Source organism: Pseudomonas sp. HOU2 (genome assembly GCF_040729435.1).
In the GTDB taxonomy this organism is placed as follows: domain Bacteria; phylum Pseudomonadota; class Gammaproteobacteria; order Pseudomonadales; family Pseudomonadaceae; genus Aquipseudomonas.
In genome coordinates this window covers 5,102,287-5,124,691 of the sequence record NZ_CP160398.1, presented here as the reverse complement: position 1 = coordinate 5,124,691, position 22,405 = coordinate 5,102,287, and the positions used below count along the sequence as shown (strand labels likewise).

The window sequence follows — 22,405 nt, the reverse complement described above, 5'->3', positions numbered from 1 at the left end:
AGGCCCACTCCTACAAAGAACGGTATTCAGCCTTTGATTGCGCGCCAGATTTTACCGACCACCGAAACCACCGCCAGCACTGCCGCGCCCGCGATGATCCCCGCTACGCCATTGAGCAGCACAGGGACTGCAAACCCGGCGCTACCGGCCGCCACACCGACACTTTCAATCCAGTGATGCAGCACAGGAACGCCGTGGGTAAGGATGCCGCCACCGACGAGGAACATTGCCGCCGTGCCGATCACCGACAGGCCTTTCATCATGTACGGGGCGGCGCGCAGGATTGCATTGCCGATGTTTTTTGCTGCCGCACCCGATTTCTGGGTCAGCCACAGGCCTAGATCGTCGAGTTTGACGATGCCGGCCACCAGGCCATAAACCCCCACGGTCATGACGATGGCGATGCCGGACATCACGATCACTTGCTGGGTCAGCGATGCCTCGGCCACGGTACCAAGGGTAATGGCGATGATTTCCGCCGAGAGGATGAAGTCAGTGCGGATCGCGCCTTTGATCTTGTCCTTCTCGTACGCCACCAGATCGGTGCTCGGCTCAGCCACCGCCGCACTCAGTTGCGCGTGGTCGGCATCATCTTCGGCCTTGCTGTGCAGAAACTTGTGCGCGAGTTTCTCGAAACCTTCGAAGCACAGGTACGCGCCGCCGACCATCAACAGCGGCGTCACCAGCCACGGCACGAACGCACTGATCGCCAGCGCCGACGGCACCAGAATCAGCTTGTTGAGGAACGAGCCCTTGGCGACGGCCCAGACCACGGGAATTTCCCGCTCGGCGCGCACCCCGGAGACTTGCTGGGCATTGAGCGCCAAGTCATCGCCGAGTACGCCGGCGGTCTTCTTCGCGGCCATTTTGCTCATCAACGCCACGTCATCCAGAACGGTGGCAATATCGTCGATCAGCACCAGCAAACTGCTTCCTGCCATGAATCATGTTTCCTTACGTGAATAATGCCGCGCAGCATACCGCGACTGCGGGCCACACGGGGCATTCTTGAGCCATGCGCGAGGCCGGTGCTACCATGCGCAACCGCCAGAACAGGCAAGGAACCACCGGGTTTATGAGCACAATCCGCGAGCGCAACAAAGAACTGATCCTGCGTGCCGCCAGTGAGGAGTTTGCCGACAAAGGCTTCGCTGCGACCAAAACCAGCGACATCGCCGCCAAGGCAGGATTGCCCAAGCCCAACGTCTACTACTACTTCAAGTCCAAGGAAAACCTCTACCGCGAGGTCCTGGAAAGCATCATCGTGCCGATCCTGCAGGCCTCGACCCCGTTCAACCCGGACGGCGTGCCGAGCGAAGTGCTCAGCGGCTACATCCGCTCCAAGATCCGCATCTCCCGCGACCTGCCCTTCGCCTCCAAGGTGTTCGCCAGCGAAATCATGCACGGCGCCCCGCACCTGAGCGCCGATCTGGTGGAGCAGCTCAACAGCCAGGCCAAGCACAACATCGACTGCATCCAGAGCTGGATCGACCGCGGCCAGATCGCCCCGATCGACCCCAACCACCTGATGTTCAGCATCTGGGCCGCGACCCAGACCTATGCCGACTTCGACTGGCAGATTTCTGCGGTCACCGGCAAGGACAAGCTCGACGAGGCGGATTACGAGGCGGCGGCGCAGACGATTATCCGGTTGGTGTTGAAGGGGTGTGAGCCGGATCAGTAAGACCGTGGTGCCCTTATCGCTGGCAAGCCAGCTCCCACAAGGATCTGTTTCGTTCGCAAAATTTGTGTTCAATACAAGAGCCTGTGGGAGCTGGCTTGCCAGCGATGGCGGCAACTCAGTATCAGATCAAACCCAGATGGCATCCCACAGCGGGTAATCACCGAGCCTTTCCACCAATCCTGCCCGCAATGGATTGGCCACTACATAGCGCGCCATCTTCACCAGATCATCTTCCCGCCTCAATGCACGGTCATGGTAACCCTGCTGCCAAAGCGGCCCGCTACGGCCGATGGATAAATTCACTTCTTTGGTTATCAGCGACTTGGTTTCACCCATCAGCCTTCTGAGCGAACAATTTTCCAGCTCAACGAGCCAATGAAAATGGTCAGGCATGACCACCCACGCCAGTGACTTTGCCAGCCCAAGCTCTTGTGCCCGCCGGAATTGACGAACAACCAATCTGCCCAAAGCGAAGTCAGCAAAGATCGGCTCGCGATCAAGCGTGTTGGTTGTCAGTAGATAGATTCGATTGGCTTCGGCGTAGCGGCCGGTTCGCAGACGATGTGAAGCGGGAAGATCAGGCAATCCATTGCCCCTTCATGATGAGTTCATCAGAAGGCTAGTCCGCAGCGATCGATTTGGACGGGGCAGTCTTTTATCACGATGTGTCAGTCGGGCCGCCATCGCTGGCAAGCCAGCTCCCACAGTGGCTTATGTCGTTCACAAATCGTTGCTCAATACAAAACCTTGTGGGAACTGGCTTGCCAGCGATGACTTTTGATCAGACGCTAAAGATCAACCCGCCACCCCCGCATCCGCCCTCAAATCCAGCGCCTCCACCGCTTTGATCGCCACCTGCTCATCAATATCCGAAAGATCGCCGCTGATCCCGATCGCGCCCAGAACATTTCCCGCCTGATCACGGATCAACACCCCGCCCGGGGCCGGGACGACGCTGCCCTGGCCCATGCTGTTGAGCGCGGCGATGAAGGCCGGGCGTTGTTGCGCGTCCAGCGCCAGCAGGCGTGAGCCCTTGCCCAGGGCGATGGCGCCCCAGGCCTTGCCGATGGCGATGTTGGGGCGCAGCAGGCTGGCGCCGTCTTCGCGTTGCAGGGTGATCAGGTGGCCGCCGGTATCGAGTACCGCGATGGTCAGCGGCGCAGCGTTGATGCCGCGCCCGACGCTGATGGCCTGGTTGACCAGGTTGACTGCGACTTTCAAGGTTAAAGCGCTCATGGTGCCGTCCTCATTTTGTTATTGGGAAAGTCGTGGGGCTGCGCGTTTGTGCCGCAGCCCGATGCCACAAATAGAACACAATGAATTATTTTTTTGTATACAATAATTCTGCAAAAGCGCCACATGCGACGAAAAGCCACAGTAGAAACGGCTTCCGACGAATGAAACAGGCGCTTGAGAAAATGGATTGACCTGCGCCGTCCGCCGTGAATACACTCTGCGCAAAGCCACTTGTATACAATTACAAAACGTAAAGAGGCACAAAACCATGAGCAAAATGAGAGCAATCGAAGCCGCCGTTCTGGTGATGCGCCGTGAAGGGGTTGATACCGCTTTTGGCATTCCGGGTGCTGCGATCAACCCGCTGTACTCCGCACTGAAAAAAGTCGGTGGCATCGATCACGTCCTCGCTCGCCACGTCGAAGGCGCGTCGCACATGGCCGAGGGTTACACCCGCACCAAGGCCGGCAACATCGGCGTGTGCATCGGTACGTCCGGCCCGGCCGGTACCGACATGGTCACCGGGCTCTACAGCGCCTCGGCCGACTCGATTCCGATCCTCTGCATTACCGGCCAGGCACCCCGCGCCCGTATGCACAAGGAAGACTTCCAGGCCGTCGACATCACCAGCATCGTCAAGCCCGTCACCAAGTGGGCGACCACGGTTCTGGAGCCGGGCCAGGTACCTTACGCGTTCCAGAAAGCCTTTTACGAAATGCGCTCCGGCCGTCCAGGCCCGGTGCTGATCGACCTGCCGTTCGACGTGCAGATGGCTGAAATCGAATTCGACATCGACGCTTACCAGCCACTGCCGCTGGCCAAACCCACCGCGACCCGCGTTCAGGTCGAGAAGGCTCTGGCCCTGCTGGATCAGGCCGAGCGCCCATTGCTGGTGGCCGGTGGCGGCATCATCAACGCCGACGCCAGCGATCTGCTGGTGGAGTTCGCCGAGCTGACCGGTATTCCGGTGATCCCGACCCTGATGGGCTGGGGCACCATCCCTGACGATCACCCGCTGATGGTCGGCATGGTCGGTCTGCAGACGTCGCACCGTTACGGCAACGCCACGATGCTCAAGTCCGACGTGGTACTGGGCATCGGCAACCGTTGGGCCAACCGTCACACCGGTTCGGTCGACGTCTACACCGAAGGGCGCAAGTTCATTCACGTCGACATCGAAGGCACGCAGATCGGCCGCGTGTTCACCCCGGACCTGGGCATCGTTTCCGACGCCGCTGCAGCGCTGACCGTGTTCATCGAAGTCGCCCGTGAATGGCAAGCCGCCGGCAAGCTGAAAAACCGCAGCGCCTGGCTGCAGGATTGCCAGCAGCGCAAGGCCAGCCTGCAGCGCAAGACCCACTTCGACAACGTGCCGGTCAAGCCGCAGCGCGTTTACGAAGAAATGAACCAGGTGTTCGGCAAAGACACCTGCTACGTCAGCACCATTGGTCTGTCGCAGATTGCCGGCGCGCAGTTCCTGCACGTCTACAAGCCGCGTCACTGGATCAACTGCGGTCAGGCCGGCCCTCTGGGCTGGACCATTCCGGCAGCGCTGGGCGTGGTCAAGGCCGATCCGAACCGTAAAGTCGTGGCCCTGTCGGGGGACTATGACTTCCAGTTCATGATCGAGGAACTGGCGGTCGGCGCTCAGTTCAAACTGCCTTACATCCACGTCGTGGTGAACAACTCGTACCTGGGCCTGATCCGTCAGGCCCAGCGCGGGTTCGAAATGGACTACTGCGTGCAGCTGTCCTTCGATAACCTGAACGCGCCGGAACTCAACGGTTACGGTGTCGACCACGTCGCAGTCGCCGAAGGCCTGGGCTGCAAGGCACTGCGTGTGTTCGAACCAGCGGACATCGCCCCTGCCCTGCGCAAGGCCGAAGAGCTGATCGAAGAGTTCAAGGTGCCGGTGATCGTCGAAATCATCCTGGAGCGTGTGACCAACATCTCCATGGGGACCGAGATCAACGCCGTCAACGAATTCGAAGACCTGGCGCTGGTCGGCAACGACGCGCCAACGGCGATTTCGTTGCTCGATTAACTGCTGACCGCTCTCCCTGTGGGAGCTAGCCATGTGGCGAGGGAGCTTGCTCCCGCTCGGCTGCGAAGCAGTCGTAACGCTTTTGGGGCCGCTGCGCGCCCCAGCGGGAGCAAGCTCCCTCGCCACACAGGCTCGCTCCTACAAGGGGAACCTCACAAGATTTACGGGAGACCACCATGCCGCGTTTCGCTGCCAACCTGTCCATGCTGTTCACCGAACAGGATTTCCTTGCCCGTTTCGACGCCGCCGCCAAGGCCGGTTTCAGTGGTGTGGAATACCTGTTCCCGTACGACTTCAGCTCCGCCGAAATCAAGGCAAAGCTCGATGCCAACGGTCTGACCCAAGTGCTGTTCAACCTGCCGGCCGGTGACTGGGCCAAAGGCGAGCGCGGTATCGCGTGTCTGCCGGACCGGGTCGAAGAGTTCCGCGCCGGGGTCGATCTGGCGATTGCCTACGCGCAAGTGCTGGGCAACACCCAGGTCAACTGCCTGGCCGGTATTCGTCCGCAGGGCGTGGACGATGCCACCGTGGAAAAGACCTTCGTCGCCAACCTCAAGTACGCGGCCGACAAGCTGCAGGCGGCCGGTATCAAACTGGTGATGGAAGCGATCAACACCCGCGACATCCCGGGTTTCTACCTGAACAACACGGCGCAAGCCCTGTCGATTCGCGAGCAGGTCGGCAGCGCCAATCTGTTCCTGCAATACGACATCTACCACATGCAAATCATGGAAGGCGATCTGGCCCGCACCCTGCAATCGCACCTGGCCGAGATCAACCACGTGCAGCTCGCGGACAACCCGGGGCGCAACGAGCCGGGCACCGGTGAGATTAACTACCGCTTCCTGTTCGAACACCTGGATCGCATTGGTTATCAGGGATGGGTGGGTTGCGAGTACAAGCCGCTGACCACCACCGAGGCCGGCCTCGGCTGGCTCAAGAGCCATAACGCAATCTGACGGCAATGCAAAACCCCTGTGGCGAGGGAGCTTGCTCCCGCCCGGCTGCGAAGCAGTCGTAAATCCTGCACACCGGTTTTGCCTGATACACCGCGATGGATGGTTTTAGGGGTGCTTCGCCCCCCAGCGGGAGCAAGCTCCCTCGCCACAAGGTGTGCCAGGCCCATTATCTGGCTACATAAAAACAAGAGGATTTTCTCATGGCTAAAATCGGATTTATCGGCACCGGCATCATGGGCCACCCAATGGCTTCGAACCTGCAGAAAGCCGGTCACAGCCTGTTCCTGTCGGCGCACCACGACGCTGCTCCGGCCGATCTGGTCGCCGCTGGCGCCGTCGCCCTGGCCAACCCGCGCGAAGTGGCGCAGGAAGCCGAATTCATCATCGTCATGGTGCCGGACACCCCACAGGTCGATGATGTGCTGTTCCGCGCTGACGGCATTGCCGCCGGCATCGGCAAAGGCAAAGTGGTGATCGACATGAGCTCGATCTCGCCGACCGCCACCAAGGCTTTCGCCAAAAAGATCAACGAAAAAGGCGCGCAATACCTCGACGCCCCGGTATCCGGTGGTGAAGTCGGCGCCAAGGCTGCGACCCTGAGCATCATGGTCGGTGGCGACGCCGATGCCTTCGAACGCGCCCTGCCGCTGTTCCAGGCCATGGGCAAGAACATCACTTTGGTGGGTGGCAATGGCGACGGTCAAACCGCCAAAGTGGCGAACCAGATCATCGTCGCGCTGAACATTCAGGCCGTCGCCGAAGCCCTGCTGTTCGCCTCGAAAAACGGTGCCGATCCAGCCAAGGTGCGTGAAGCGCTGATGGGTGGTTTCGCCTCCTCGAAGATCCTCGAAGTGCACGGCGAGCGCATGATCAAGGGCACCTTCGATCCGGGCTTCCGCATCAGTCTGCACCAGAAGGACCTGAACCTGGCCCTGCAAGGCGCCAAGGAGCTGAACATCAACTTGCCGAACACTGCCAACGCCCAGCAAGTGTTCAGCACCTGCGCGGCCATCGGTGGCAGCAACTGGGACCACTCGGCGCTGATCAAGGGTCTGGAACACATGGCCAACTTCTCGATTCGCGACAAGAAATAATCTGCGCTTCTGGCTCGCTCCCTGTGGGAGCGGGCTTGCCCGCGATGGCATCGACTCGGTCCGTCTGAATGACCGCGGCGCCTGAATCGCTGGCAAGCCAGCTCCCACAAGGATCGCGTTGCTGCACCGTTGTCGTTCCATCCCAATAACAAGAATTCCGGGAGCCCGCCATGTCGGTCGATCCGCAACAACTGCTGCGCGAGCTGTTTGCCACAGCCATCGACGCGGCCCATCCGAACCAAGTCCTCGAAGCCCATCTGCCTGCCGATCGCACGGGTCGGGTGATCGTCATCGGTGCTGGCAAGGCCGCCGCTGCCATGGCGCAAGTGGTCGAGCGCAGCTGGCAGGGTGAAATCTCCGGTCTGGTGGTGACCCGTTACGGTCACGGCGCTCCGTGCGAAAAAATCGAAGTGGTCGAAGCCGCGCACCCGGTGCCGGACGCTGCCGGTCTGGCCGTGGCCAAACGCGTGCTGGAACTGGTCAGCAACCTGAGTGAAGACGACCGCGTGATCTTCCTGCTGTCCGGTGGCGGCTCTGCCCTGCTCGCCCTGCCGGCCGAAGGCATCACCCTCGCCGACAAGCAGTCGATCAACAAAGCCCTGCTCAAATCCGGCGCGACCATCGGCGAGATGAACTGCGTGCGCAAGCACCTCTCGGCGATCAAGGGCGGCCGCCTCGGCAAGGCCTGCTGGCCTGCCACTGTGTATACCTACGCGATTTCCGATGTGCCGGGCGACCTCGCCACGGTCATCGCCTCCGGTCCGACCGTGGCCGACCCAAGCACCTCCGCCGAAGCCCTGGCGATCCTCAAGCGCTACGGCATTGAAGTCCCGGCCTCGGTACGCAACTGGCTGCAAAGTCCGGAATCGGAAACCGTCAAACCCGGTGATCCGAGCCTGGCCCGCAGCCACTTCCAGCTGATCGCCCGCCCGCAGCAATCGCTGGATGCCGCGGCGGTGAAATGCCGTCAGGCCGGTTTCAGCACGCTGATCCTCGGCGACCTCGAAGGTGAATCCCGCGAAGTGGCGAAAGTCCACGCCGGCATCGCCCGGCAGATCATCAACCACGGGCAGCCACTGGCAGCGCCGTGCGTGATTCTCTCCGGCGGCGAAACCACCGTGACCGTGCGCGGCAATGGCCGTGGCGGACGCAACGCCGAATTCCTCCTCAGCCTCACCGACAGCCTCAAGGGCCAGCCCGGCGTCTACGCGCTGGCCGGCGACACCGACGGCATCGACGGCTCGGAAGACAACGCCGGCGCGATCATGACCCCGGACAGCTACGCCCGCGCCGCCGCCCTCGGTTTGAGCGCCAGCGACGAGCTGGATAACAACAACGGTTACGGCTACTTCGAGGCGCTCGACGCGCTGATCGTCACCGAGCCGACCCGCACCAACGTCAACGACTTCCGCGCCATCCTGATCCTTGAGAACTGCAAATCATGACGCCTGATAAAAAGGTCAAAATCCTCGCCACCCTCGGGCCTGCCGTCGATGGCATCGAAGACATCCGTGAACTGGTCGAGGCCGGGGTCAACATCTTCCGCCTGAACTTCAGCCACGGCGATCACGCCGACCACGCCAAGCGCTATCAGTGGATCCGCGAAGTCGAGCGCCAGCTCAACTATCCGCTGGGCATCCTGATGGATTTGCAGGGGCCGAAACTGCGCGTCGGCAAGTTCGCCGACGGCAAGGTGCAGCTGCATCGCGGTCAGGCGTTTCGCCTCGATCTGGACGCCACACCGGGCGACGAACGCCGAGTGAATCTGCCGCATCCGGAGATCATTGCCGCGCTGGAAGCCGGCATGGATCTGCTGCTGGATGACGGCAAACTGCGCCTGCGTGTGGTCAGCAAATACACCGACGCGATCGACACCACCGTGCTCAATGGCGGTGAACTGTCGGACCGCAAAGGCGTCAACGTGCCGCAAGCGGTGCTCGACCTCAGCCCACTGACGGCCAAGGATCGCCGCGACCTGAGCTTCGGTCTGGAGCTGGGTGTGGATTGGGTGGCGCTGTCGTTCGTGCAGCGCCCGCAAGACATTCTTGAAGCCCGCGAACTGATCGGCGACAAAGCCTTTCTGATGGCGAAAATCGAGAAGCCGTCGGCGGTTGAGCAACTGCGCGAAATCGCCCAACTGAGCGACGCGATCATGGTCGCTCGCGGCGATCTCGGCGTGGAAGTGCCGGCGGAAAGCGTGCCGCAAATTCAGAAGAACATCATCAGCACCTGCCGCGAACTGGGTAAACCGGTGGTGGTGGCGACGCAGATGCTCGAATCGATGCGTTTCTCCCCGGCACCGACCCGCGCCGAGGTCACCGACGTCGCCAACGCTGTGGCTGAAGGCGCGGATGCGGTGATGCTCTCGGCCGAAACCGCCTCCGGCGAATACCCACTGGAAGCCGTGCAGATGATGAGCAAGATCATCCGTCAGGTGGAGAACGGTCCGGACTATCAGACCCAACTCGACGTCAGCCGACCGAAAGCCGAAGCGACGGTGTCCGATGCGATCAGTTGCGCGATCCGCCGCATCAGCAACGTGCTGCCGGTGGCCGTGCTGGTCAACTACAGCGAGTCGGGCGCTTCGACATTGCGCGCGGCACGGGAACGGCCGAAAGCGCCGATCCTCAACCTGACGCCGAACCTGCAGACGGCACGGCGCTTGAGCGTGGCGTGGGGTATTCACTCGGTGGTCAATGATCGCCTGCGTCAGGTTGATGAAGTGTGTTCGACGGCGCTGGAAATCGCCCAGGCGCAAGGCATGGCCGAGCGTGGCGATACCTTGCTGATCACCGCCGGCGTGCCGTTTGGGCAGCCGGGGTCGACCAACTCACTGCGGATCGAAACATTGATCTGACTAGCAATACAAAACCTGTGGCGAGGGAGCTTGCTCCCGCCCGGCTGCAAAGCAGTCGTCGCTTTTAGGGCATGACGGTTTTCAAAGAAGAACCGCATTAACCCATTTTGGGGCCGCTTCGCGACCCAGCGGGAGCAAGCTCCCTCGCCACGGTTATTGGCAAGACCCTTTGATTGTCCAACTGCCCAGATTTTTTCAACATGCCTGCCAATCATTTCAACACCCACTGCCCCGACTGGGCCGAGGCTTTGCTCAACGGTTTCAGTCAGATATTCCTCCAGCGCCATCCGCTGTGCGGCCTATTGTGCCTGCTGGCGATCCTGCTCACCGCGCCGGTACTGTTTGCCGGCGCGTTGCTCGGTGCCGTCGCCGGATTGCTCACCGCGCAACGGCGCAATTATGCCAAGGCGGATCGTCAGGCCGGGTTGTTCAGCTACAACGGCGTGCTGCTCGGCCTGTTGGTGAGCCTGTATTTCCCCTGGTCACCGCTGCTGCCGCCGCTGATTCTGGCAGCCGGTGGTCTCAGTGCTATGGTCACTCAGCAGTGGCTCAAGCATGTGTATCGCAGCCGTTCCATACCGGCTTACACCTCGCCGTTCGTGGCCATCAGCTGGATCCTGTTGCTGTTCGCCGAACCGTCCGCGCCGATGGCGCACATCGAGATGAACACGCTGAACCTGCTCGCCGCAGGACTGCGTGGATTGGGTCAGGTGATGTTCCTCGGTCATCCGCTGGCCGGTGCGTTGATCGGCATCGGCTTACTGATCGCTGATCGCCGCGCTTTTTGCTGGGCATTGCTCGCGTCGGCTATCGGCCTGGCGTCGAGCCTGCTGCACCACGAAAGCAGCACCGCGTTGCTGGGGCTGGGCAGTTACAACGCGGTGCTCGCCGCCCTCGCCTTCAGTGCGCAGCGCCAACAACCGTGGCTGCCGCTGGTGGGCATCGTCCTTGCGCTGCTGGTCACGCCGCTGTTTGCTGCCATGGGCCTGGCGACGCTGACCGCGCCGTTCATCCTCGCCGGCTGGCTGATCCGCGCCGGGATCCAGATGCTCGGCAAAGCGGCCGTCGACGCCACGCCTTGCGCACAGGGGGACAATCAACCTAGGCTGCGCTGATCTTCAATTCAGGCGTTATCCATGGACAGCAGCAACAGTTGGCGCGAACGGCTTTACGTGATGATTTTCCAGAGCGACACCCTCGCCGGGCGGCGCTTCGACGGCACCTTGCTGTTGATCATCCTCGCCAGCCTGGTGGTGGTGATGCTCGACAGCATCGACAGCATTCACCAGAACTACGCCGATGTGCTGGCCTACATCGAGTGGGGCTTCACCGTCATTTTTCTCGGTGAATACATCCTGCGCCTGTATTGCTCACCGAAACCGTTGCGCTACGCCTTCAGTTTCTACGGACTGGTGGATCTGCTGGCGATCGTGCCCGGAATTCTGGCGCTGTATTACAGCGATGCGCAGTACCTGCTGATCATCCGCATCATCCGCATGCTGCGGATCTTCCGCGTGCTCAAGCTCAGCCCGTACCTCAAGCAAGCCAACTACCTGATGTCGGCGCTGCGCGGCAGCAAGCAGAAGATCGTGGTGTTTCTGGTCAGCGTCTGCACCCTGGTGACGGTGTTCGGCACCCTGATGTACGTGATCGAAGGCCCGGAACATGGCTTCACCAGCATCCCCAAAGGCATCTATTGGGCTATCGTGACCCTGACCACCGTCGGCTTCGGCGACATCGTGCCCAAGACTCCGCTGGGCCAGGTGATTTCGTCGCTGGTGATGATCACCGGTTACTCGATCATCGCCGTGCCCACCGGGATTTTCACTGCAGAACTGGCCAACGCCATGCGCGGCGAACAACTGCAGCACGACTGCCCGGTGTGCAAGAAAAACAGCCATGAACATGGCGCGGCGTTCTGCTCACGATGCGGTAATGCGCTGTTCAAGAAATTGGAATAAGCACAGAGCTTTTTAATCTTTAAACGACTATGCCAGCCCCGTTATAGTCAGTGGCAATTGAACATCACCCCCTGCAGGAGCTGCCGCAGGCTGCGATGTTTTGATCTTGTTTTTAAAAGATCAGGATCAAAAGATCGCAGCCTGCGGCAGCTCCTACACAAAACAAAACAAGGAATGCGCAGTGAAAAAACTCTTTGGCGCCTCACTTCTCGCCGCCGGTCTCGCCTTTGGCAGCGTGGCTCAAGCCGCACCGACCCTGCTCAACGTCTCCTACGACGTGATGCGCGATTTCTACAAGGACTACAACACTGCGTTCCAGAAACACTGGCAGGCCGAGCACAACGAAAACATCACGGTGCAGATGTCCTTCGGCGGTTCGAGCAAGCAGGCGCGTTCGGTGATCGATGGTCTGCCGGCTGACGTCATCACCATGAACATGGCAACCGACATCAACGCCCTCGCCGACAACGGCAAACTGGTGCCGGAAAACTGGGTCACCCGCCTGCCGAACAACAGCGCGCCGTTCACCTCGGCCACCGTGTTCATCGTGCGCAAAGGCAACCCGAAAGCCCTGAAAGACTGGCCAGACCTGCTCAAGGACGGCGTGCAGGTGATCGTGCCGAACCCGAAAACCTCGGGCAACGGCCGCTACACCTACCTCTCGGCCTGGGGCTACGTGCTGAAGAATGGCGGTGACGAGAACAAGGCCAAGGACTTCGTCGGCAAGCTGTTCAAGCAAGCGCCGGTGCTCGATACCGGTGGCCGCGCTGCGACCACCACGTTCATGACCAACCAGATCGGCGACGTGCTGGTGACCTTCGAGAACGAAGCGGAAATGATCGCCCGCGAGTTTGGTCGCGATCAGTTCGAAGTGATCTACCCGAGCGTCTCCGCCGAAGCCGAGCCACCGGTGTCGGTGGTCGACAAAGTGGTCGACAAGAAAGGCACCCGCGCTGCCGCCGATGAATACCTGAAGTACCTGTGGTCGCCGGAAGGCCAGGAAATCGCCGCCGCCAACTACCTGCGCCCACGGGATCCGGCGGTGCTGGCGAAGTACACCGACCGCTTCCCGAAAGTCGACTTCCTGTCGGTGGAGAAGACCTTCGGCGACTGGCGTTCGGTGCAGAAGACTCATTTCAATGACGGCGGGATCTTTGATCAGATCTACAGCCAGTAAGATTTGGCGGACATGAAAAAGGCGACCCTCAGTGGTCGCCTTTTTCATGGCAGTTTTGCCCTCACCCCAGCCCTCTCCCGGAGGGAGAGGGGGCCGGCCGAGGTGCCTGGCGAGTTACATCGACCTGAAAGACCTTATGGATTATGGATTCGGCAACCAAGTTTCAGGTCGACATATTGTTTCAGCATCCCCCAAACAGTCCCCTCTCCCTCCGGGAGAGGGTTAGGGTGAGGGGCTTTTACATAGGCGGCGTGACGCCATCCTTGCCGGCGGAAATAGATTGCGCGGTCAGCGTGCCGTCTGCGTCCTGGGTCACGAAGCTGACAATCTTCACCCCGACCTTGAGCAAGCTGCGATCCCCCGGCGTCAGATTGACGATCGGTACATCCTCCGGCACCAGGATCTTCTGCTGCCCGCCCTTGTAGTTGACGGTCAGCACCCGTCCATTGCTCACCACCAGATCGCCGACGCTGCCATTGGTCATGCTGCTGCCCTTGGCCAGATCAAAGGGCCGATGGCCGTCACCGCTGCCGGCCAGTTCCGGCGGGAATACGTGCACTTCCATTGCCTTGAGCGTGCCATCCTCCTGCGGCATGGCGGCCGAACCGATGTAGCTGCCGGGCTTGATGTCCTCGATATTGGCCAGGGTGACGGCGCGAACCTTGGTGTCCGGGTTCAACCGGATCACCACGTTCTCGCCGCTATTGACGTGGACTTTCAGCGAGTCGGCGCTGACCCCGGTGATCTCGCCGCGCACGCCGAGCCGCGTACCCGGAGCATCAGCGGCCTGCACTGCAGTGGCACTGAGCAGGCCGATCAAGGCAATCGTGGTGGTGTGACGCAGCAGCTGGCGCAACATGGCAATCCTCCGGTGATGAACAGTAAAAGCGCAGCGGTAAACATAAGCACGCTATCGAAGAAGATGTAAGTGAATGTATCATCACCCCTCCCCGGCCGGACGCAAGGTTCGCCGATGGACGACACCGCCGCTGAAGCCAATTATTCCGCAACGGAATAACTGCTATCGATACAAGGCTTCTACCGCCGCTCCGGTGCGTCCCTTAGCCTCACCGCATTCCCTTTCGCTGGATCGAGAAACCTTATGAACGCCACAACTCACACAATGACCCGAGGCATGGTGCTGCTGTTCGCCTTCTGCTGCGGTGCGATCGTCGCCAACATCTACTACGCGCAGCCGATCATCGGCCTGATCGCGCCGGACATCGGCCTCTCCGACACCATGGCCAGCTTCATCGTCTCGCTGACGCAGACCGGTTATGCGCTGGGCCTGTTCTTCCTGGTGCCGCTGGGCGACCTGCTGGAAAACCGTCGCCTGATGATCATCACCACCGTGGTGGCGATTGCCAGCCTGCTCGGCGCGGCGTTCACCAGTCAGCCGAATGTGTTTTTGCTGATCTCGTTGCTGGTGGGTTTCAGTTCGGTGTCGGTGCAGATCCTGATTCCGCTGGCCGCGCATCTGGCGCCGGAGGAGTCCCGTGGCCGGGTAGTCGGCGGAATCATGGGTGGCCTGCTGCTGGGCATTCTGCTGGCACGGCCGGTGTCGAGCGTGGTAGCTGACCATTTCGGCTGGCGCGCGATGTTCATGATTGCTGCGGCGTTGATGGCGGCGATCAGCGTGGTGCTGGCGTTGACCGTGCCCAAGCGCCAACCGGATCACAGCGCCACGTATGGCCAGTTGATCGGTTCGCTGTGGACCCTACTGCGCCAGCAACCGGTGCTGCGTCAGCGCGCGTTTTATCAGGGCTGCATGTTCGCCACCTTCAGCCTGTTCTGGACAGCGGTGCCGCTGGAACTGGCGCGCAACCACGGTCTGTCGCAGAGCGAGATCGCGATCTTCGCCCTGGTCGGCGCCATCGGGGCCATCGCCGCGCCGATCAGCGGACGCCTGGCTGATGCCGGCCACACCCGCATCGCTTCGCTGCTGGCCATGCTGTTCGCCAGCCTGAGCTTTCTGCCGGCGTTCATTCATCCGGCCTACAGCGTCATCGGCCTGGCCGTGACCGGTGTGGTACTGGATTTCTGCGTACAGATGAACATGGTTCTTGGTCAGCGCGCAGTCTATTCGCTGGACGCCAAAAGCCGTGGTCGCCTGAATGCGCTGTACATGACCAGCATCTTCATCGGCGGCGCCTTCGGCTCGTCGGTCGCCAGTGCGGTGTATGAGCATGGCGGCTGGTTGTGGATCGTGATTGTCGGCAGCGCCTTCCCGCTGCTGGCGCTGGTGCGGTTTTTGAGTGCATCGCAGCGTGGTTCATTGGCAACGGCGTAAGGCGCTCAGGCTCGCTCCCACAGGTTGCTCACCGGGCCTGTGGGAGCGATGCCGCTTAATAGCGAACCAGTTTCTCCATCGCCGCATCCGCCAGAAACGAAGAGCGGCTTTTGACATTGTGTTCACGCACATAGCGATCGATGCGCTGGATCACGTAGCCTGGCAACGTCACGTTGACCTTCTCGGTTTTGCCCATGTACGGCGAGATATCCAGCTCGAGCATCCCCCAGCCCATGTCGGCAAACTCCGGATTATTGCGATGCGCCGCTGCCGACGTCGGCATCGGAATCGATTCCCCGTCCGCCGCCATCTCCTGCAACATGAGATGGGCGACTTCAACGGCTGCGTTATAGGCGTCCTCGAAAGTGTCCCCGGCCGTGACGGCGCCGGGAATGTCAGGTATCTGAATACCGATGGCGGTGTTGTCGTCACCCCATTCGATGCAGATCGGATATTGCATTATGGATCTCCCTTATAGCTGGCTGGCGGGGGGTACAACCCGGCACGCCTCCTGATGCTTTTGACCGTCCCCAACGGTAAATCCTTTTTCGGGTGGGGAACGGGAATGGTGTAAGGGTTGTAACGGTGAGTGAAGATGTGATGACTGCTGGTGACTCGATCCAGCGTCCAGCCTGCTTCCTCCAGCTCCTTGATCAATAGCCTGCTTTGCACCTGGCGCCTCCTTGCTCCGGCCGAATTAAAGTAACTCTAGAGTTATCTTTACTCAAGCACATAAATCTGCAGAACGACGTTCGGTTGTTTTACCGCATGTGATTGAATGGACGCGGATTACACTCAGCACCCTATTCCCTGTGGGAGCGGGCTTGCTCGCGAAGGCGTTGGATCAGCCAATACCTGTGCTGAATGTCAGACCGCTTTCGCGAGCAAGCCCGCTCCCACAAGGGGACTACGACAACTTTCAGATTTGCAGGAAGACTGATGGACCGCCTCGCCGCCATGGAAACCTTCGTCTACGTGGTCGAAACCGGCTCCTTTTCCGCCGCCGCTCGACGGCTGAATATCGGCCAGCCCGCCGTGTCGAAAACCATCGCTCAACTGGAAAAACGCCTGGCGGTCAGCCTGTTGCTGCGCTCGACTCGTGGCCTGACGCCAACCGAGGCGGGGCTGGCGTTTTTCGAGCGGGCCAGACGCGCCATCGATGAAGCCAACGAAGCCGATAACGCCGCCCGTGGCAGCGCCGGCGGATTGCGCGGCAACCTGCGGATCAGCGCTGCGGTGACTTTCGGTCGCCTGCACGTCGTGCCGCAGTTGGGCCCGTTTCTCGATCAGCATCCGCAATTGAACATCGATCTGATGCTCGACGACCGCAACATCAATCTGGTGGAAGAAGGCATCGACGTCGCCCTGCGCATGGGTCCGCTCAGCGACTCCAGCCTCACCGCGCGCAAGATCGCCGACTGCCGCCGCGTGGTCCTCGGCACCCCGGCGTACTTTGCTCGCCACGGCGAACCCAGCCGCCCTGCCGATTTGGATAAGCACCAAGGCATCGTCTACAACCTCAGCGGCGGCGCCACCTGGACCTTCACTCAGGGCAGCGAACAACAGACGCAAACCCTCACCGGCCGCCTGCGGGTCAGCGCCGCCGAGGGTTTGCGCGCCGCCGTGCTGGCCGATCAGGGCCTGACCATCGCCTCGCAATGGATGTTCGCCCCGGAGCTGGCAAGCGGCGCGGTCAGGGCGGTGATGAGTGACTGGGTATTGCCGGATCAGGACTTGTGGGCGATGTTTCCCACGGGGCGGATGGTCAATGCGAAGGCGCGGGCGTTTGTGGAATACATGGAAAATTTGCTGACACACCTGTCCTGAACCAGCCTCCGTTTCGTTTATTGCGATTTTCGTTTAATTCGAATAACGTTCCAGCATCCTCTATTCAGAATGCTGGAATTCATTATGTCGATTGTCCTTCACCCCTCTCTCAATCTCCCTGTGGAGCGCGAAGTCAAAGCCGCAATCGAAGGCAGACGCGCGCTCAACGCCTACCTCGCGACCCGATTCGAAACCCAGCACATTCAGATTTTCGACGAGCAGAATCAGGCGCACCAGGTCGAACTACCTACCTCTGCACTGCGCTTGCTGGTGGACATTCTGGCGGAGCTGGCTGAAGGCAATGCCGTCCAAGTCGTACCGGTGCATGCCGAGCTGACCACTCAGGAAGCCGCCGACCTGCTCAATGTCTCACGCCCGCACCTGATAAAACTGCTGGAAAGTGGCGAGTTGTCCTACCACAAAACCGGCAAGCACCGACGTGTGCGTTTCGCCGATTTGATGGACTATAAAACCCGGCGCGACACCGCCAGCGAGCAGGCAATGGCGCTTCTCGCGGAGCAGGCACAGGCGTTAAGGACAGGATACGAGTGAGGCATTCACCAGTTCGGGCGCTAAGCGCCTATCGTGCGATTCTCTGAATAATCATTTTGTGAACACCAGACAAACAAACGGCGATCCAGAGATCGCCGTTTTTCATCACTGCCCGAACTGCTTGCCCAACCCCGGCGGAACGCCGTGGATGTCGGTGTCTTCCCATGGGCCGTTGGGGCTGACGGAGCGGGTCCAGCCGTTGTTCCAGCGGAAGTAGGTGCGCTGGCGGTAGAAGGTGTTGGGCTGGTCGTCGAGGACGTAGACGCCGAGCTTCTGGTCCCAGTGACTGTTGCCGCCCGGTGGCGGAGCGAAGCTGGCTGAGGTGCGTGGGACTGGCTTGGACGGTTTGGCCGGGATGCTTTTGCCCGGAGTCGGCGAGGTCGACGGGGTCGGGCTCGGTTGTGACGGCGGGATCGGTGGGGGGCTGGTGGTCGGTTCCGGTCGGTGCACCGCACAGGCGCTCATGCCCAGGGCCATGGTGATGACTGCGATTCGGGCGAGACTGTGCATGGCGGTGCTTTCCTGTTGTTCCGGTTACTGGTCCGGGCTGTCGATGGTCAGTGTTTGCGGCGCGGTGGTGCTGCTGGCCAGCGGGCCGCTGCGACCTACCCACTCCCCGGCGGTCGGTTGACCGGCACGGGAAATGCGCGCAACCAGTTGGACTTCAGGAAAGTTCGACAGTTTCAACTGCGGCATCATCGCGTCGGCATCGCCCAGTTCGACGGTCACCGGCAGATCGGCCACGGTCAGGCGCTTGGCCGCCAGCGGCGCCGGCGGGCCGGAAACGGCACGGGCGAAGATGAACACGCTGTCGCCCGGTTGTACCTTGCCCTTGAGTTCACTGGACAGATCCACGCGCACCTTGAGCAGCGCGGCAGCCTTGGCGGCCGGGCTCGCAGCGACCTTGCCACCACTGGCTTCAAGCCGTTCGGTGGCACGATTGATGCCGCCCTGCAGGGCTTCGCGGGATTTGTCGTCCTCTGGCAATTGCGTTAGCAAACGGTTCCAGTAATCGATGGCTTGCTGGTAACGCTCGCCTTCGAACGCGGCGATGCCGAGCAGGCCAAGGCTGGTGACTTCTTTCGGATCGGCTTTCAGCGCTTCGTCGGTCAGGGCCTGGATCTTGTCCGACCACTTCTTGCCATCGGCAAAATACTGCGCCTGTGCCCACTGGCCGAGCAGCTCCGGCTGGCGACCGGCCAGGTTGGCGGCGCGTTCGAACATCTTCGCCGCGTCCGCCGGGCGATCCTGGGCCATGTAGGTGCGCCCGAGGAAGTACAGGCCTTCCGCCGAATCCGGCTGCGCCGCAACAGCACGCTCCAGACGCTGGGTCATTTCTTCCATCGACTGCGGCGCCTGGGCGAATTCGCGGGTCAGCTCGACTTTGTCCGCAGCACCGAAATGCAGATACAGACCCAGGCCCAACACCGGCACCAGAACCGCTGCCAACAACGGCAACGGCTTGCCCAGTTTCGACACACGCGGTGCGGCAACGCCTTCGGTATCGGCGAGCAGCTCACGCGCCGCTTCCGCGCGACCGCTGTCCATTTGCGTCGCATCGAGTACGCCTTCAGCCTGCTGCGCTTGCAGCTCGGCGACGCGCTCCTGATACAGCGCCACGTTCAGGGCAGTTCGATCCTCTTCACGCTGGGCGCGACGGCCACGCAAAACCGGGATCAGCAGAAAACTCAGGGCGACCAGAAGCAACAGCCCTGCGGCTAGCCAGAAATCAATCATTCTTGGTTTTTATCCAACAGTTGGTCGAGGCGCTGACGTTCTTCGGTGGACAGCGATGGCGGGGTCTCGGTGCGTTGTGCGCGGCGTCGGCGAACGATCACTGCGATCACCACCAGACCACCGAACAACAGACCGGCCGGGCCGAACCACAGCAGTGCGGTCTTGGCATTGAGCGCCGGTTTGTAGCGGACGAAATCACCGTAGCGATCGACCATGAAATCGATGATCTGCTGATTGTCCTTGCCCTCGCCAAGCATGCGGAAAATCTCTTTGCGCAGGTCGGCGGCAATCGGTGCGTTGGAGTCGGCGATGTCCTGGTTCTGGCACTTGGGGCAACGCAGTTCCTTGGTCAACTCACGGAAACGCTCGCGATCACCTTCCTTGGCGAACTCGTAGGTGTCGATGGCGGCGTGAGCCACGCCGGCCAGACTCAGGCCCAAGACCACCGCAGCCAGAAAACGCTTCATGGCTTGGCCTCATCGACCAGCGCCTGATATTTGGCTGCAAGTTTTTCGCGCCAGACCTGCTCGTCGATCACCCCGACGTACTTGTCGCGAATGATGCCCTTGGCGTCGATGAAGAAGGTTTCCGGCGCGCCGTACACGCCGAGGTTCAGACCCAGCGAGCCTTCGTCGTCACGGATATCCAGCACGTACGGGTTGTGGAATTCGGCCAGCCACTTCAACGCATCGGCGTTGGTGTCCTTGTAGTTGATGCCGTAGATCACCACGCCGCGCTCGGCCAGTTTGTTCAGCACCGGGTGCTCGACCCGGCAGGAAATGCACCAGGTGCCCCAGACGTTGACCAGCGCCGGTTTGCCGAGAATGTCAGCCTTGGTCAGGGTCTTGTCGCCCTGCACGTTCGGCAGAGTGAACTCCGGGAAGGGCTTATTGATCATCGCCGACGGCAGCTCCGCCGGATCGAGGTACAGCCCGCGATAAAGAAACACCGCCACCAGCAGGAAAATCGCCAGGGGTACCAGCATCAACCAACGTCTCATGCAGCCGCTCCTTGCAGGCCGAGGGCTTCACGCACCTTGGCTTTGACCTTGACTCGATAACGCCGATCCAGCGCCGCCAGCAATCCGCCCAGACCGGTCAGCAGCCCGCCGAACCAGATCCAGCGCACGAACGGCTTGACGTGAACCCGCACCGCCCAAGCGCCATTTTCCAGCGGTTCGCCCAGTGCGACGTAGAGATCGCGGGTGAAACCGGCGTCGATCCCGGCCTCGGTCATCATCGAACTCTGCACGGTGTACAGGCGTTTTTCCGGGTGCAGCACGCTGACTTCCTTGCCTTCACGGATCACCCGAATAGTGCCCTTATCGGAGGTGAAGTTCGGCCCTTCGAAGTGCTTGGCGCCCTCGAAGATGAAGTGATAACCGGCCAGATCCATCGACTCGCCCGGCGCCAGACGCAGGTCGCGCTCGGCACTGTTCTGACTCGACAGCACCACACCGAGGGCGCACACGGCGATGCCCAAGTGAGCGATCTGCATGCCCCAGTAGCTGCGGGTCAGGGTTGGCAGACCTTTGATCAGGCCCTTGTGGCGAGTCTTGTCGAAGATGTCGCGCACACCGGCGAGCAGCACCCACGCGGCGAGCAGGAACGTCGCGATCACCGCCCAGTTGAAATCGCCGTAAGCGACACCGGCCACCACCGCCAACGCGACGCTGCCGAGCAGCACGGGAGTCAGCATGTTCGCCAGCCATTTCACCGGGGTGTCCTTCCAGCGGACGATTACGCCGACCGCCATCACCAGCATCAGCAACGCCATCAACGGTATGAACAGCGCGTTGAAATACGGCGGGCCGACCGACAGCTTGGCGCCGCTGATCGCATCGAGAATCAGCGGATACAGGGTGCCGAGCAGGATCATCGACGCGGCCACCACCAGCACCAGGTTGTTGCCCAGCAGCAGGGTTTCCCGTGACCACAGGTTGAAGCCGACCTGGCTTTTGACCACCGGCGCACGCAACGCAAACAGCGTCAGCGAACCGCCGACCACGAACAGCAGGAAGATCAGAATGAACACGCCACGCTCAGGATCGGAGGCAAACGCGTGCACCGAGGTCAGCACGCCGGAACGCACGAGGAACGTGCCGAGCAGGCTCAACGAAAATGCGGCGATCGCCAGCAACACCGTCCAGCTCTTGAACACCCCACGTTTTTCCGTGACCGCCAGCGAGTGAATCAGCGCGGTGCCGACCAGCCATGGCATGAACGAGGCGTTTTCCACCGGGTCCCAGAACCACCAGCCGCCCCAGCCGAGTTCGTAGTACGCCCACCACGAACCGAGGGTGATGCCGATGCCGAGGAAGGCCCAGGCAACAATCGTCCACGGCCGCGACCAGCGTGCCCACGCGGCGTCGAGACGACCACCCAGCAAAGCGGCGATGGCGAAGGCGAAGGCCACCGAGAAACCGACGTAACCCATGTAGAGCATCGGCGGATGGACGATCAGGCCGATGTCTTGCAGCAACGGATTGAGGTCACGCCCGTCCGCCGGAATCTGCGGCAGGATCCGCGAGAACGGGTTGGAAGTGAGGATCAGAAACAACAGGAAACCGGTGCTGATCATGCCCATCACCGCCAGCACGCGGGCGAGCATGACTTGCGGCAACTGCCGGGAGAACACCGACACCGCAAAGGTCCAGCCACCGAGGATCAACGCCCACAGCAGCAACGACCCTTCGTGGGCGCCCCACACCGCGCTGAACTTGTAGTACCACGGCAAGGCGCTGTTGGAGTTCATCGCCACGTAGCCGACCGAAAAATCGTCGGTCATGAACGCGTAGGTCAGGCAACCGAAGGCAAACAGCAGGAACGCAAACTGGCCCCACGCCGCCGGCTGAGCCAGACCCATCCACAGACGGTCGCCGCGCCACGCGCCGAGCAACGGCACCACGGCCTGCACCAGCGCAAAACACAGCGCCAGAATCATCGCCAGATGACCGAGTTCAGGAATAAACAGTGCAGACGTCATCG

Annotated in this window: 23 protein-coding genes; 12 read left to right on the top strand and 11 right to left on the bottom strand. The window is 61.2% G+C overall.

Features of this window, described 5'->3' with window-relative positions:
* Positions 1-26: 26 nt before the first annotated feature.
* Positions 27-941: a DUF808 domain-containing protein gene (locus ABV589_RS23240; protein ID WP_367083877.1), complete on the bottom strand. Its 915-nt coding sequence runs from the start codon at positions 939-941 to the stop codon at positions 27-29.
* A 134-nt stretch (positions 942-1,075) separates the two neighbouring features.
* Here ABV589_RS23240 and ABV589_RS23235 point away from each other — a divergent pair, with 134 nt between their 5' ends.
* Positions 1,076-1,684 carry a TetR/AcrR family transcriptional regulator gene (locus ABV589_RS23235; RefSeq protein ID WP_034151540.1) on the top strand — a complete coding sequence of 203 codons (609 nt, stop codon included), beginning with the start codon at positions 1,076-1,078 and terminating at the stop codon, positions 1,682-1,684.
* A 126-nt stretch (positions 1,685-1,810) separates the two neighbouring features.
* Here the strand turns inward: ABV589_RS23235 and ABV589_RS23230 are convergent, their stop codons facing one another.
* The gene (locus ABV589_RS23230) at positions 1,811-2,269 is read right to left on the bottom strand and encodes a transposase (RefSeq protein WP_367083876.1); all 459 of its coding nucleotides are present in this window, start codon (positions 2,267-2,269) and stop codon (positions 1,811-1,813) included.
* Positions 2,270-2,479: 210 nt separating this feature from the next.
* On the bottom strand, positions 2,480-2,920 hold the full coding sequence (locus tag ABV589_RS23225; protein WP_108590494.1) for a heme-binding protein: 441 nt from the start codon (positions 2,918-2,920) through the stop codon (positions 2,480-2,482).
* 268 nt (positions 2,921-3,188) lie between these two features.
* Here ABV589_RS23225 and gcl point away from each other — a divergent pair, with 268 nt between their 5' ends.
* From gcl to ABV589_RS23185, 8 genes are all read left to right on the top strand, one after another.
* On the top strand, positions 3,189-4,964 hold the full coding sequence (gcl, locus tag ABV589_RS23220) for a glyoxylate carboligase (protein ID WP_108590493.1): 1,776 nt from the start codon (positions 3,189-3,191) through the stop codon (positions 4,962-4,964).
* 176 nt (positions 4,965-5,140) lie between these two features.
* Positions 5,141-5,923, top strand: coding sequence for a hydroxypyruvate isomerase (gene hyi, locus ABV589_RS23215; protein ID WP_346608359.1), 783 nt, complete (start codon positions 5,141-5,143; stop codon positions 5,921-5,923).
* Between the two features lie 200 nt (positions 5,924-6,123).
* Positions 6,124-7,017 carry a 2-hydroxy-3-oxopropionate reductase gene (locus tag ABV589_RS23210; RefSeq protein WP_007961653.1) on the top strand — a complete coding sequence of 298 codons (894 nt, stop codon included), beginning with the start codon at positions 6,124-6,126 and terminating at the stop codon, positions 7,015-7,017.
* A 170-nt stretch (positions 7,018-7,187) separates the two neighbouring features.
* On the top strand, positions 7,188-8,462 hold the full coding sequence (locus ABV589_RS23205; protein ID WP_367083875.1) for a glycerate kinase: 1,275 nt from the start codon (positions 7,188-7,190) through the stop codon (positions 8,460-8,462).
* Entirely contained in the window at positions 8,459-9,874 is a 1,416-nt protein-coding gene (gene pyk / locus ABV589_RS23200; RefSeq protein ID WP_367083874.1) for a pyruvate kinase, read from the top strand. The genes ABV589_RS23205 and pyk overlap by 4 nt, the downstream gene beginning before the upstream one ends.
* Positions 9,875-10,074: 200 nt before the next feature.
* Positions 10,075-10,989, top strand: coding sequence for an urea transporter (locus tag ABV589_RS23195; RefSeq protein WP_367083873.1), 915 nt, complete (start codon positions 10,075-10,077; stop codon positions 10,987-10,989).
* 21 nt (positions 10,990-11,010) lie between these two features.
* Positions 11,011-11,835 (top strand): ion transporter, encoded by an 825-nt coding sequence (locus ABV589_RS23190; RefSeq protein WP_047292605.1) that lies wholly within the window; start codon positions 11,011-11,013, stop codon positions 11,833-11,835.
* 181 nt (positions 11,836-12,016) lie between these two features.
* Positions 12,017-13,012, top strand: a complete 996-nt coding sequence (locus ABV589_RS23185; protein ID WP_007961659.1) for a sulfate ABC transporter substrate-binding protein — start codon at positions 12,017-12,019, stop codon at positions 13,010-13,012.
* A gap of 238 nt (positions 13,013-13,250) precedes the next feature.
* Here the strand turns inward: ABV589_RS23185 and ABV589_RS23180 are convergent, their stop codons facing one another.
* Positions 13,251-13,871, bottom strand: coding sequence for a DUF5666 domain-containing protein (locus tag ABV589_RS23180; protein WP_367083872.1), 621 nt, complete (start codon positions 13,869-13,871; stop codon positions 13,251-13,253).
* A 243-nt stretch (positions 13,872-14,114) separates the two neighbouring features.
* On the opposite strand from ABV589_RS23180, the gene ABV589_RS23175 reads away from it, so the two are divergent.
* Complete coding sequence (locus tag ABV589_RS23175; protein WP_367083871.1) at positions 14,115-15,302, top strand: MFS transporter; 1,188 nt, start codon at positions 14,115-14,117, stop codon at positions 15,300-15,302.
* A gap of 55 nt (positions 15,303-15,357) precedes the next feature.
* On the opposite strand, the gene ABV589_RS23170 is transcribed toward ABV589_RS23175, so the two are convergent.
* Together ABV589_RS23170 and ABV589_RS23165 are read right to left on the bottom strand one after the other, a co-directional pair.
* On the bottom strand, positions 15,358-15,762 hold the full coding sequence (locus ABV589_RS23170) for a type II toxin-antitoxin system HicB family antitoxin (protein ID WP_007961664.1): 405 nt from the start codon (positions 15,760-15,762) through the stop codon (positions 15,358-15,360).
* Complete coding sequence (locus ABV589_RS23165; RefSeq protein WP_367083870.1) at positions 15,762-15,974, bottom strand: type II toxin-antitoxin system HicA family toxin; 213 nt, start codon at positions 15,972-15,974, stop codon at positions 15,762-15,764. Before ABV589_RS23165 ends, ABV589_RS23170 begins: the two co-directional genes overlap by 1 nt.
* A gap of 267 nt (positions 15,975-16,241) precedes the next feature.
* Between ABV589_RS23165 and ABV589_RS23160 the strand changes: the two genes are divergently transcribed.
* Entirely contained in the window at positions 16,242-17,129 is an 888-nt protein-coding gene (locus tag ABV589_RS23160; RefSeq protein WP_367083869.1) for a LysR family transcriptional regulator, read from the top strand.
* 84 nt (positions 17,130-17,213) lie between these two features.
* On the top strand, positions 17,214-17,681 hold the full coding sequence (locus ABV589_RS23155; protein WP_367083868.1) for a helix-turn-helix domain-containing protein: 468 nt from the start codon (positions 17,214-17,216) through the stop codon (positions 17,679-17,681).
* Between the two features lie 105 nt (positions 17,682-17,786).
* On the opposite strand, the gene ABV589_RS23150 is transcribed toward ABV589_RS23155, so the two are convergent.
* From ABV589_RS23150 to ABV589_RS23130, 5 genes are read right to left on the bottom strand one after another with little or no spacing between them, the layout of a single operon-like run.
* Complete coding sequence (locus ABV589_RS23150; RefSeq protein ID WP_367083867.1) at positions 17,787-18,191, bottom strand: hypothetical protein; 405 nt, start codon at positions 18,189-18,191, stop codon at positions 17,787-17,789.
* 24 nt (positions 18,192-18,215) lie between these two features.
* Positions 18,216-19,418, bottom strand: coding sequence for a c-type cytochrome biogenesis protein CcmI (gene ccmI / locus ABV589_RS23145; protein ID WP_367083866.1), 1,203 nt, complete (start codon positions 19,416-19,418; stop codon positions 18,216-18,218).
* Positions 19,415-19,885 carry a cytochrome c-type biogenesis protein gene (locus tag ABV589_RS23140; protein ID WP_108590666.1) on the bottom strand — a complete coding sequence of 157 codons (471 nt, stop codon included), beginning with the start codon at positions 19,883-19,885 and terminating at the stop codon, positions 19,415-19,417. The genes ccmI and ABV589_RS23140 overlap by 4 nt, the downstream gene beginning before the upstream one ends.
* On the bottom strand, positions 19,882-20,418 hold the full coding sequence (locus ABV589_RS23135; RefSeq protein ID WP_346608346.1) for a DsbE family thiol:disulfide interchange protein: 537 nt from the start codon (positions 20,416-20,418) through the stop codon (positions 19,882-19,884). The genes ABV589_RS23140 and ABV589_RS23135 overlap by 4 nt, the downstream gene beginning before the upstream one ends.
* Positions 20,415-22,403, bottom strand: a complete 1,989-nt coding sequence (locus tag ABV589_RS23130; RefSeq protein WP_367083865.1) for a heme lyase CcmF/NrfE family subunit — start codon at positions 22,401-22,403, stop codon at positions 20,415-20,417. Before ABV589_RS23130 ends, ABV589_RS23135 begins: the two co-directional genes overlap by 4 nt.
* Positions 22,404-22,405: the final 2 nt, after the last annotated feature.

Excerpts from the sequence above, each read along its gene's own strand:
- ccmI (WP_367083866.1), bottom strand. The coding sequence starts at position 19,418 with ATGATTGATTTCTGGCTAGCCGCAGGGCTGTTGCTTCTGGTCGCCCTG.
- ABV589_RS23195 (WP_367083873.1), top strand. The coding sequence starts at position 10,075 with ATGCCTGCCAATCATTTCAACACCCACTGCCCCGACTGGGCCGAGGCT.
- gcl (WP_108590493.1), top strand. The coding sequence starts at position 3,189 with ATGAGCAAAATGAGAGCAATCGAAGCCGCCGTTCTGGTGATGCGCCGT.
- ABV589_RS23140 (WP_108590666.1), bottom strand. The coding sequence starts at position 19,885 with ATGAAGCGTTTTCTGGCTGCGGTGGTCTTGGGCCTGAGTCTGGCCGGC.
- ABV589_RS23180 (WP_367083872.1), bottom strand. The coding sequence starts at position 13,871 with ATGTTGCGCCAGCTGCTGCGTCACACCACCACGATTGCCTTGATCGGC.
- ABV589_RS23175 (WP_367083871.1), top strand. The coding sequence starts at position 14,115 with ATGAACGCCACAACTCACACAATGACCCGAGGCATGGTGCTGCTGTTC.
- ABV589_RS23160 (WP_367083869.1), top strand. The coding sequence starts at position 16,242 with ATGGACCGCCTCGCCGCCATGGAAACCTTCGTCTACGTGGTCGAAACC.
- ABV589_RS23190 (WP_047292605.1), top strand. The coding sequence starts at position 11,011 with ATGGACAGCAGCAACAGTTGGCGCGAACGGCTTTACGTGATGATTTTC.
- pyk (WP_367083874.1), top strand. The coding sequence starts at position 8,459 with ATGACGCCTGATAAAAAGGTCAAAATCCTCGCCACCCTCGGGCCTGCC.
- ABV589_RS23205 (WP_367083875.1), top strand. The coding sequence starts at position 7,188 with ATGTCGGTCGATCCGCAACAACTGCTGCGCGAGCTGTTTGCCACAGCC.
- ABV589_RS23170 (WP_007961664.1), bottom strand. The coding sequence starts at position 15,762 with ATGCAATATCCGATCTGCATCGAATGGGGTGACGACAACACCGCCATC.
- hyi (WP_346608359.1), top strand. The coding sequence starts at position 5,141 with ATGCCGCGTTTCGCTGCCAACCTGTCCATGCTGTTCACCGAACAGGAT.
- ABV589_RS23155 (WP_367083868.1), top strand. The coding sequence starts at position 17,214 with ATGTCGATTGTCCTTCACCCCTCTCTCAATCTCCCTGTGGAGCGCGAA.
- ABV589_RS23210 (WP_007961653.1), top strand. The coding sequence starts at position 6,124 with ATGGCTAAAATCGGATTTATCGGCACCGGCATCATGGGCCACCCAATG.
- ABV589_RS23235 (WP_034151540.1), top strand. The coding sequence starts at position 1,076 with ATGAGCACAATCCGCGAGCGCAACAAAGAACTGATCCTGCGTGCCGCC.
- ABV589_RS23130 (WP_367083865.1), bottom strand. The coding sequence starts at position 22,403 with ATGACGTCTGCACTGTTTATTCCTGAACTCGGTCATCTGGCGATGATT.
- ABV589_RS23240 (WP_367083877.1), bottom strand. The coding sequence starts at position 941 with ATGGCAGGAAGCAGTTTGCTGGTGCTGATCGACGATATTGCCACCGTT.
- ABV589_RS23135 (WP_346608346.1), bottom strand. The coding sequence starts at position 20,418 with ATGAGACGTTGGTTGATGCTGGTACCCCTGGCGATTTTCCTGCTGGTG.
- ABV589_RS23225 (WP_108590494.1), bottom strand. The coding sequence starts at position 2,920 with ATGAGCGCTTTAACCTTGAAAGTCGCAGTCAACCTGGTCAACCAGGCC.
- ABV589_RS23150 (WP_367083867.1), bottom strand. The coding sequence starts at position 18,191 with ATGCACAGTCTCGCCCGAATCGCAGTCATCACCATGGCCCTGGGCATG.